Annotated in this window: 7 protein-coding genes and 3 pseudogenes; 4 read left to right on the forward strand and 6 right to left on the reverse strand. The window is 51.6% G+C overall.

The window, feature by feature from the left end:
• Window positions 1-238, reverse strand: a 238-nt coding sequence (locus BGK49_RS04210) for a transposase (protein ID WP_032335914.1), incomplete at its 3' end; no start/stop codon positions are given.
• 73 nt (window positions 239-311) lie between these two features.
• On the opposite strand from BGK49_RS04210, the gene BGK49_RS04215 reads away from it, so the two are divergent.
• Window positions 312-488, forward strand: coding sequence for a ribbon-helix-helix domain-containing protein (locus tag BGK49_RS04215; RefSeq protein ID WP_044326047.1), 177 nt, complete (start codon window positions 312-314; stop codon window positions 486-488).
• Between the two features lie 218 nt (window positions 489-706).
• The gene (yiiF, locus tag BGK49_RS04220; RefSeq protein WP_001086388.1) at window positions 707-949 is read left to right on the forward strand and encodes a protein YiiF; all 243 of its coding nucleotides are present in this window, start codon (window positions 707-709) and stop codon (window positions 947-949) included.
• Window positions 950-1278: 329 nt separating this feature from the next.
• Here the strand turns inward: yiiF and fdhE are convergent, their stop codons facing one another.
• The 4 genes and pseudogenes from fdhE to fdnG form a co-directional block, all read right to left on the reverse strand.
• Window positions 1279-2208 carry a formate dehydrogenase accessory protein FdhE gene (fdhE, locus tag BGK49_RS04230; RefSeq protein ID WP_000027697.1) on the reverse strand — a complete coding sequence of 310 codons (930 nt, stop codon included), beginning with the start codon at window positions 2206-2208 and terminating at the stop codon, window positions 1279-1281.
• On the reverse strand, window positions 2205-2840 hold the full coding sequence (gene fdoI, locus BGK49_RS04235) for a formate dehydrogenase cytochrome b556 subunit (RefSeq protein ID WP_000829013.1): 636 nt from the start codon (window positions 2838-2840) through the stop codon (window positions 2205-2207). The genes fdhE and fdoI overlap by 4 nt, the downstream gene beginning before the upstream one ends.
• Window positions 2837-3739, reverse strand: a complete 903-nt coding sequence (gene fdoH / locus BGK49_RS04240) for a formate dehydrogenase O subunit beta (protein ID WP_000331377.1) — start codon at window positions 3737-3739, stop codon at window positions 2837-2839. The genes fdoI and fdoH overlap by 4 nt, the downstream gene beginning before the upstream one ends.
• Window positions 3740-3751: 12 nt before the next feature.
• Window positions 3752-6801, reverse strand: a pseudogene (gene fdnG / locus BGK49_RS30045) (formate dehydrogenase-N subunit alpha).
• A gap of 193 nt (window positions 6802-6994) precedes the next feature.
• Between fdnG and fdhD the strand changes: the two are divergent.
• Both fdhD and BGK49_RS04260 read left to right on the forward strand, forming a co-directional pair.
• Window positions 6995-7828, forward strand: coding sequence for a formate dehydrogenase accessory sulfurtransferase FdhD (gene fdhD, locus BGK49_RS04255; RefSeq protein WP_069375694.1), 834 nt, complete (start codon window positions 6995-6997; stop codon window positions 7826-7828).
• 153 nt (window positions 7829-7981) lie between these two features.
• A pseudogene (locus BGK49_RS04260) lies at window positions 7982-8908 on the forward strand (YiiG family protein); the annotation flags it as partial.
• Window positions 8909-8922: 14 nt separating this feature from the next.
• Here the strand turns inward: BGK49_RS04260 and BGK49_RS04265 are convergent.
• Window positions 8923-9285: pseudogene (locus BGK49_RS04265) on the reverse strand (IS1-like element IS1X2 family transposase); the annotation flags it as partial.

The following is a 9285-nucleotide window of genomic DNA, read 5'->3' on the forward strand; positions in this document are numbered from 1 at the left end:
CAAGGCGAGCTTCATTTAACGCCTTACGCAGTTGCAGAATTTCAGATTCCAGTTCAGCCACCGTGCGGGAACCAGGAGTACCGAGCCCTTTTCTGGCGGCGGTAACCCATTGTCCTAAAGTGCCTTCAGGAAGGGATAATCGGGAAGCGCCTTCACTGATCGAAAGTTGATTTTCAAGAACCGTTCTGACAGCTTCGGCTTTGAACTCTTTAGAGTAACGTTGGTTTTTTCTGCTCATTATTAGCTCCTTCTGATGCCATTCTATTTCAGGAAGGAGTGTCCGTTAAACTCAGGCTACCTCAGAAGAGGCAATTAAACGGCTGAACAAGCTTCGGGGCTGGCGTAAGGTTTCACGATCTGCAATTTTACGCGAAGCGGTTGAGCAATATCTGGAGCGGCAGCAATTTCCGGTGCGTAAAGCAAAGGGAGGCAGGCAAAAGGGGGAGGTAGTTGGTGTTGATGATCAGTGTAAGGAGCATAAGGAATGAAAAAAATTTTTCATTCTTGAATATAAAAAAACAGATGCCCTTATTCTGGTATTAATACAAGGCTGTTTTACTTGAACTTATAATAACTGCAACTGTTACATCGTATCTGGAAAACGCCTCGCAAAAATAAAAAATGATGCGTAAATGAGCTTTCTTTAAAGATTCGGCAAGGGTACTTTTCTCTCCATAGATTCAAAAATGATATTGGCGAGATATTTATGAACTCTCTGGCAGGTATAGATATGGGCAGAATTTTACTCGATTTATCGAATGAGGTGATTAAGCAACTTGATGATCTCGAGGTGCAGCGTAATCTTCCTCGTGCGGACCTATTAAGGGAAGCGGTAGATCAATACCTGATAAATCAATCGCAAACAGCAAGAACCAGTGTTCCTGGCATCTGGCAAGGGTGTGAGGAAGATGGTGTCGAATATCAGCGTAAGCTGCGCGAGGAATGGTAATGGGAAAAAATGATGTCAATCAGATTGCTGACAACGTGCGCGTTGTTCATGCCGGATGCGGCGTGAACGCCTTATCCGGCCTACAAAGTCATGCAAATTCAATATATTGAAGTTTATTGGTAGGCCTGATAAGCGCAGCGCATCAGGCAATCATACGCTTGTCATCAGTGACATACCCATAACCTTATCGATGTGTTGGAGGGAAGAACGAGGCAAACAGACAATTGCGGCATGATCTTGAATGGGTAACGCGGAATACGAGAGATGGTGTCGTCACACCCTATGAGCTGTAATCCGGGCGACCAGCGCCACCCGGAAAACGTCAGAGATTACTCCCCTTCACCCGGAAACAGGAACGGGTTGATGGAACTGCGGGCATAGCCTTCTTGCTCCATTCGCGCGTCCAGTACCAGAGAAGCGAGGTCATCTGCCACGGCTTCAACTTTCGGTTCTTTTTCCTGATAAAGAATCTTCAGGTAAGTGCCGCAGTCATCGCAGCTTTCGGCTTTAATCGCGGCCTGTTCGTCATCCAGCGACCAGTAATGCAGTTTGCCGCTCTGTTCACAGTTGCTGCATTTTACGCGCACTACGTGCCATTCGGTTTCACACAGGTTGCAGTGCAGGTAACGCAGACCCTGAGTGGTGCCAATTTGCACCATGCTGGACACCGGCATAGAACCACAAACCGGGCAATATTGACGTTGCTCGCCGTATTCAGCGCGGGCTTTGCCGGGGATCAGATTGGCCATCTGCGCCCAGTAGAGCGACAGTGCAGCCCAGATAAACGGCGCTTTATCGCTGCTGACGGATGAGAAATCAGAGGCAAACAGTGCGCTGGCCATATCTTCCAGCTCCTGAGTCGATGCCTTCTCCAGATTCTCAATCACTGCCAGCGCCGGGCCGCTCATTTCAGGTTTCAGCTCAGCAATCAGCGCCATCAGCAGCTTTTGCCAGTGCTTATCACGCGGCAGAACGTGAATATCCAGCGGGGGCTTGCCCTGTGCGCTGGCTTCTTTAATGCGCGCGGTCAGATCCATCTCCAGCGGATGGTCGTACAGCACCACTTCCTGGGCGTGGGCGATAAGCGCAGCAAAGCGCAGGTAATCATCCAGCGGATTATTTTCTGCCAGCTCGCGCAGACGCTCGGCGCGGCGGTTGTATAAATTCTTGAGCCGAGGGAACAATAACGGCGGAATCATATCCGCCGTACGTTTCTCGCTCGAACCCAGCTCATCTTGCGGGATTATGCGAATACTCATTCAGCTTTCTTTTCCGTTGTCTTGCGGACCTCACGGTACCAGCGCGGGTGATGTTTCTTCGCCCAGGCGCTGGTAACCCATCCTTCCACCATGGCGGTAATCGTGCCTTTCACCCAAAGGGCGGCGTAGATATGCACCATGATAACCACAATTAACGCCACTGCGGCAAATGAATGCAGCATTAACGCGAATCGGATCACCGGGATTGAGAAAGCAGGCGCAAAATAAGGACGCCAGATAATCACGCCGCTCACCAGCAGCAGAACCAGGAAAATAATCGCCGCCCAGAAAACGCATTTCTGACCGAAGTTATAACGCCCGGTGTCACCTACTTCCTCGTTGACGACGATCTTACGAATATTCTTCGCCCAAAAGATATCATCCCGATTGATTAGGTTGTGATGCCAGTAACGGAAAAACATGATGATGAACGAGGCAAACATAACCACGCCGACAAACGGGTGCAGAATTCGCGCCAGCTGCGGTGTGCCCATGATTTGCATCAACCAGTTGAAGGACGGGAACAAAAAGCCCAGCCCGCTCACCGCCGCCAGGATGAAGCAGAAGGCGGTGATCCAGTGGTTGATACGTTCCGGCGCGGTGTAGCGCACGATGGTGTCACGTCGTTTCATTTGCGCTCCTCGTCTTTCTCTTCGTGCAGATTATTCTCTTCCTCATCCGCACGGTTCGGACCGACACCCACGTAGTGGAAGATACTGGCTGCGAAGGTAGCCGCAAAGCCAACAGCTGCGAGCGGTTTCCAGATGCCTTTCCAGAATTTCACGGTTTCGCTGATTTCCGGGTTCTCCGGCAAGCCATGATACAGATTTGGCTTGTCAGCATGGTGCAGCACGTACATAACGTGTGTACCACCGACGCCTGCCGGATCGTACAGGCCCGCATTGTCGTAACCGCGGGTTTTCAGCTCCGCCACGCGCTCGCTCGCCAGCGTTTTCATCGACTCTTTCGTACCGAAGTGAATCGCGCCCGTTGGGCAGGTCTTCACGCAGGCTGGTTCTTGCCCAACCACCACGCGGTCAACGCACAGCGTACATTTGTAGACGCGGTTGTCTTCCGGGTTGAGGCGCGGAATGTCGAACGGACAGCCCGCAATGCAATAACCGCAGCCAATGCACTGCTCGGACTGGAAGTCGACGATACCGTTGGCATACTGAATAATTGCACCTTCCGCCGGGCACGCTTTCAGACAGCCTGGATCGGAACAGTGCATACAGCCGTCTTTGCGGATCAGCCATTCCAGTTTGTCGTTCTGCTCCACTTCCGAGAAGCGCATCACCGTCCACGATTTGGCACTTAAATCATTGGGGTTGTCGTACACCCCAATGTTATTGCCGACGGTATCGCGAATGTCGTTCCACTCTGAACACGCCACCTGACAGGCTTTACAGCCGATACAGGTGGTGACGTCGATGAGTTTCGCCACTTCTTCCTGGAAGTCCCGCGCCTGAGGCGCGGGGGTCAGACCGTTAGTCGCGGAACGACGAATGATATCTTGAGATTGATAAGCCATATGTCGTCTCCGTTACACCTTTTCCACATTCACAAGGAAGGACTTAAACTCCGGCGTCTGCGTGTTCGCATCACCAACGAATGGCGTTAAAGTATTGGCAATAAAGCCTTTTTTAGCTACGCCTTCATAGCCCCAGTGAATCGGAATACCGATGGTATCGATATCTTTGCCGTTCGCTTTCAGCGTGCGAATACGTTTGGTCACCACCGCTTTGGCTTTGATATAGCCACGGTTGGAGGAGACTTTCACGGTATCGCCCTGGGCAATGCCAAGTTTATTCGCCAGCGACTCCCCGATTTCCACAAACTGCTCTGGCTGCAAAATCGCGTTCAACAGCGCGTGTTTGGTCCAGTAGTGGAAGTGCTCGGTCAGACGATAGGTGGTTCCGACATACGGGAACTTATCGGCTTTACCCAATGCTTCGGCGTCGTCTTTAAAGATACGTGCAGCCGGGTTCGAGATAACGTTTGGATGCAGCGGGTTAGTTCCCAGCGGCGTTTCAAACGGCTCGTAGTGTTCCGGGAACGGACCTTCCGCCATCTTATCGAGGGCAAACAGACGCCCCATGCCTTCCTGCTGCATGATAAACGGCCCGACGCCGCTACCCGGAGGCGCTGCGCTGTAGTCCGGAATATCCCAGCCGGTCCACTTAGTGCCGTCCCATTTCAGCAACTGACGCTTCGGATCCCACGGGTTACCCTGCGGATCTGCGGAGGCGCGGTTATACAGAATGCGGCGGTTAAGCGGCCATGCCCATGCCCAGCCCAGCGTGTTACCGAGGCCAGACGGATCGGCGTTATCACGACGCGCCATCTGGTTGCCTTCCGGCGTCCAGCTACCGGCGAAAATCCAGCAGCCACAGGAGGTTGTACCGTCATCGCGCAATTGGGCGAACGAGCTAAGTTGTTGGCCTTTCTTGACGATAACCGCACCGGTTGCCGGATCGGTAATATCGGCCAGCGCCTTACCGTTGCTCTCCATCGCTACTTCTTCCGACTTCGGCTCATGCGGAATGGCGTAGTTCCAGGTCATGTTCAGCACCTGATCCGGGTTCGCGCCACCCTGTTCGGCATACATCTTGCGCAAGCGCAGGAAGATACCGGAGAGGATCTCACCGTCAGTCAGCGCAATCCCCGGGGCGTCCGCACCTTTCCAGTGCCACTGCAACCAGCGACCTGAGTTAACGATTGAACCGTTCTCTTCTGCGAAGCAGTCGATGGCAGACGGAACACTTCGGTCTGGATCTTCGACGAGTCAACTTCGTTCAGCTCACCGTGGTTCTGCCAGAAGTTAGAGGTTTCAGTGTTCAGCGGGTCGATGGTGACGAGGAACTTCAGTTTCGACAGACAACCGATCACTTTGTTTTTGTTCGGGAATGAGGCAACAGGGTTAAAACCCTGGCAGATATAGCCATTGACCTTGCCCTCTTTCATCATCTCGAAGTATTGCAGGACGTCGTAGCCTTTATCCCACTTCGGCAACCAGTCAAAGCCCCAGCTATTTTCCGCCGTCGCTTTATCACCAAAGAAGGCCTTCATCATAGAGACGAAGAATTTCGGGTAGTTGCCCCAGTAGTTTACCTGGCCTTCCAGCAGCGGTTTTGGCGTGTTGGCGGTAAGGTAGGTTTGCAGATCGGTCTGCTTCTCGCTTGGCAGCGTCATGTAACCTGGCAGGCTCTGCGACAGCAGCCCCAGGTCCGTCAGCCCCTGAATATTGGAGTGACCGCGCAGGGCGTTAACGCCGCCGCCTGCCATCCCCATATTGCCGAGCAGCAGCTGGATCATCGCCATCGTACGAATGTTTTGCGCACCAACGGAGTGTTGCGTCCAGCCGAGGGCATACAGGAACGAGGCAGTTTTATCGTGAGCACTGGTTTCTGCGATGTATTCGCAGACTTTCAGGAACGCGTCTTTTGGCGTACCACAGATGTTTTCAACCACATCTGGCGTGTAGCGGGAAACGTGCTGTTTCAGCAAGTTCCACACGCAGCGCGGATGTTGCAGCGTGGTATCGCGTTTGGCGAAGCCGTTTTCGTCCAGTTCGTAAGTCCAGGAGGATTTATCGTACTTGCGTTTTTCCGCGTCATAGCCGGTGAACAGGCCATCTTCAAAGCCGTAATCCTCACGCACGATCAGGCTGGCGTTGGTATAGGCTTCGGTGTATTCGCGGTTGAATTTTTCATTGTTCAGCAGGTACAGCAATACGCCTGACAGGAAAGCAATGTCAGTACCGGAACGAATAGGGGCATAGTAGTCAGCTACCGCCGCCGTACGCGTAAAGCGAGGATCGATCACAATCAGCTTCGCGCCGTTGTGAATTTTGGCTTCCATCGCCCAGCGGAACCCGACCGGGTGAGCTTCAGCGGCGTTACCGCCCATCACCACGACGAGGTTGGCGTTCTTGATGTCGACCCAGTGGTTGGTCATCGCACCGCGACCAAATGTTGGAGCAAGACTTGCTACCGTTGGTCCGTGTCAGACACGCGCCTGGTTGTCGACCGCGAGCATACCCAGCGCGCGGGAGAATTTTTGCGTTAAATAGCCGGTTTCGTTACTCGACGCGGAAGCACACAGCATCCCGGTGGAGAGCCAGCGGTTAACAGTCACGCCTTCGGCGTTTTGCGCAATGTAGTTAGCATCGCGGTCTTCTTTCATCAGTTTGGCGATGCGATCAAACGCCTCTTCCCAACTGATTTGCTGCCATTTATCAGAACCTGGCGCACGGTATTCCGGAAACTTCAGACGGCTTTCGGAGTGGATGAAATCCACCAGGCCAGCGCCTTTCGGACAAAGTGCACCGCGGTTGACCGGGTGATCCGGATCGCCTTCGATATGGAAGATAGATGCTTTGGCGTTTTTTGCTCCGTCACCGAGGCTGTACATCAACAGCCCACAGCCTACGGAACAATAGGTGCAGGTATTACGGGTTTCGCGGGTGCGCAGCAGTTTATACTGCCGGGTTTCCGCGAGTGCTACGCTGGGTGCAAAACCTAGTGCCGCTGCCGTGGTGCCTGCCATACCGCCAGCGCAGATCTTAAAGAACTGCCTTCTGCTGACCTGCATGGATTGCTCCTTGTTTCGACATTGTCACGTCCCATTTACATTCGCTTGCTGCGTGTGCAGGGAGTGGGAGTTATTTTTCTTTGCGGAAGGGGCCGCAAAGGTCCAGAATTGGCTCAATTTCCCTCCATCCAGGAAGGGTTTGTAACAGAATACCATAATGTTGGTGTGTGTGTTCTTATCTGGTTAAGAGAAAGTGAAAAAAACACAGCGAAAAGAAATCGAAAATGTGACAAATATCACAGGTGTTCGTCAAATTGAGTTATGGCGGCGTGATGATTTACAACACCCACGGTTAGATGAGGTCGCGGAAGAAGTTCCCGTTGCGCTGGTCTACAACGGCATTTCGCATGTGGTGATGATGGCGTCGCCCAAAGACCTTGAGTACTTTGTGCTCGGTTTTTCGCTTTCCGAGGGGATTATCGAAAGTCCGCGCGATATCTTCGGCATGGATGTCGTTCCTTCCTGTAATGGTCTTGAAGTACAAATTGAGCTTTCCAGCCGCCGCTTTATGGGGTTGAAGGAGCGCCGCCGGGCGCTGGCGGGACGTACGGGCTGTGGCGTATGCGGCGTGGAGCAACTTAATGACATCGGAAAACCGGTGCAGCCGCTACCGTTCACCCAGACGTTTGATCTCAACAAACTGGATGATGCATTACGTCATCTCAACGATTTTCAGCCAGTGGGGCAACTGACTGGTTGTACTCACGCCGCTGCCTGGATGTTGCCATCTGGCGAACTGGTCGGCGGGCATGAAGACGTGGGTCGCCATGTGGCGCTGGACAAACTGTTAGGCCGCCGGTCACAAGAAGGGGAAAGCTGGCAGCAAGGTGCGGTACTGGTTTCCAGTCGCGCCAGTTATGAAATGGTGCAAAAGTCGGCGATGTGCGGCGTAGAGATTTTGTTTGCGGTGTCTGCCGCGACCACGCTTGCTGTAGAAGTGGCTGAGCGCTGTAATCTGACACTGGTAGGTTTTTGTAAACCGGGTCGGGCAACGGTTTATACCCATCCGCAGCGTTTGAGCAATTAATTAAAATAAGTCCTGCGATATATATTAAATTGCAGGACTTATTCATTTCGTGAATTTTATTATTTTTATTTATAAATAAAACGCGTGTAGTGGCGTTTTCTTTTTTCATTTATTATGTTCACTCTCTTATCTATATATTTATAAGGCAATTAAATGAAAAGGAATTTATTATCTTCCGCTATTATAGTCGCCATCATGGCCCTCGGTCTGACGGGTTGTGATGATAAAAAAGCCGAAACAGAAACGCCCCCGCCTGCCAATAGTCAACCTGCCGCACCAGCTCCTGAAGCTCCCGTTGCAAAAGCAGAAGCTAAACCTGAAACACCTGCGCAACCGGTGGTCGATGAACAAGCGGTTTTCGACGAAAAAATGGATGTCTATATCAAGTGCTATAACAAGTTACAGATCCCTGTACAGCGCAGTCTGGCGCGTTATGTTGACTGGCTGAAAGATTTTAAACAGGGGCCTACCGGTGAAGAGCGTACTGTTTATGGCATCTACGGCATTAGTGAATCCAACCTCGCTGAGTGTGAAAAAGGCGTAAAAAGTGCTGTGGCGTTAACGCCTGCGCTGCAACCAATTGATGGCGTGGCGGTGAGTTATATCGATGCTGCCGTGGCGTTGGGTAATACCATTAACGAAATGGATAAATATTACACCCAGGAAAATTATAAAGACGATGCGTTTGCGAAAGGGAAAACGCTGCACCAGACATTCTTAAAAAATCTGTAAGCCTTTGAACCTGTAGCAGAATCTTATCATGCGGCGATTCAGGAAATTAACGATAAGCGCCAGCTTGCGGAACTGAAAAATATTGAAGAAAGAGAAGGGAAAATATTCCACTACTATTCTCTGGCAGTCATGATTTCAGCGAAACAAATTAATAACCTGATATCGCAAGAGAAGTTTGATGTTGATGCGGCAATGAAGAAAGTGTCTGAACTGGAAACGCTGGTGGCGCAGGCCAAAGAAGCGGATAAAGGCGGCATGAATTTCTCGTTTATTAATTCGGCAGGCCAGTATCAACTCGAGGCTAAAAAATACGTTCGCCGCATCAGAGATAAAGTCCCGTACTCTGAGGTAATGACTCCAACTTACTGATAGTGTTTTATGTTCAGATAATGCCCGATGACCTTGTCATGCAGCTCCACCGATTTTGAGAACGACAGTGACTTCCGTCCCAGCCTTGCCAGATGTTGTCTCAGATTCAGATTATGTCGCTCAATGCGCTGAGTGTAACGCTTGCTGATAACGTGCAGCTTTCCCTTCAGGCGTGATTCATACAGCGGCCAGCCATCCGTCATCCATACCACGACCTCAAAGGCCGACAGCAGGCTCAGAAGACGCTCCAGTGTGGTCAGAGTGCGTTCACCGAAGACGTGCGCCACAACCGTCCTCCGTATCCTGTCATACGCGTAAAACAGCCAGCGCTGACGTGATTTAGCACCGACGTAGCC

Source organism: Shigella sp. FC1544 (assembly GCF_001722145.1).
GTDB classification, from domain to species: Bacteria; Pseudomonadota; Gammaproteobacteria; order Enterobacterales; family Enterobacteriaceae; genus Escherichia; species Escherichia coli.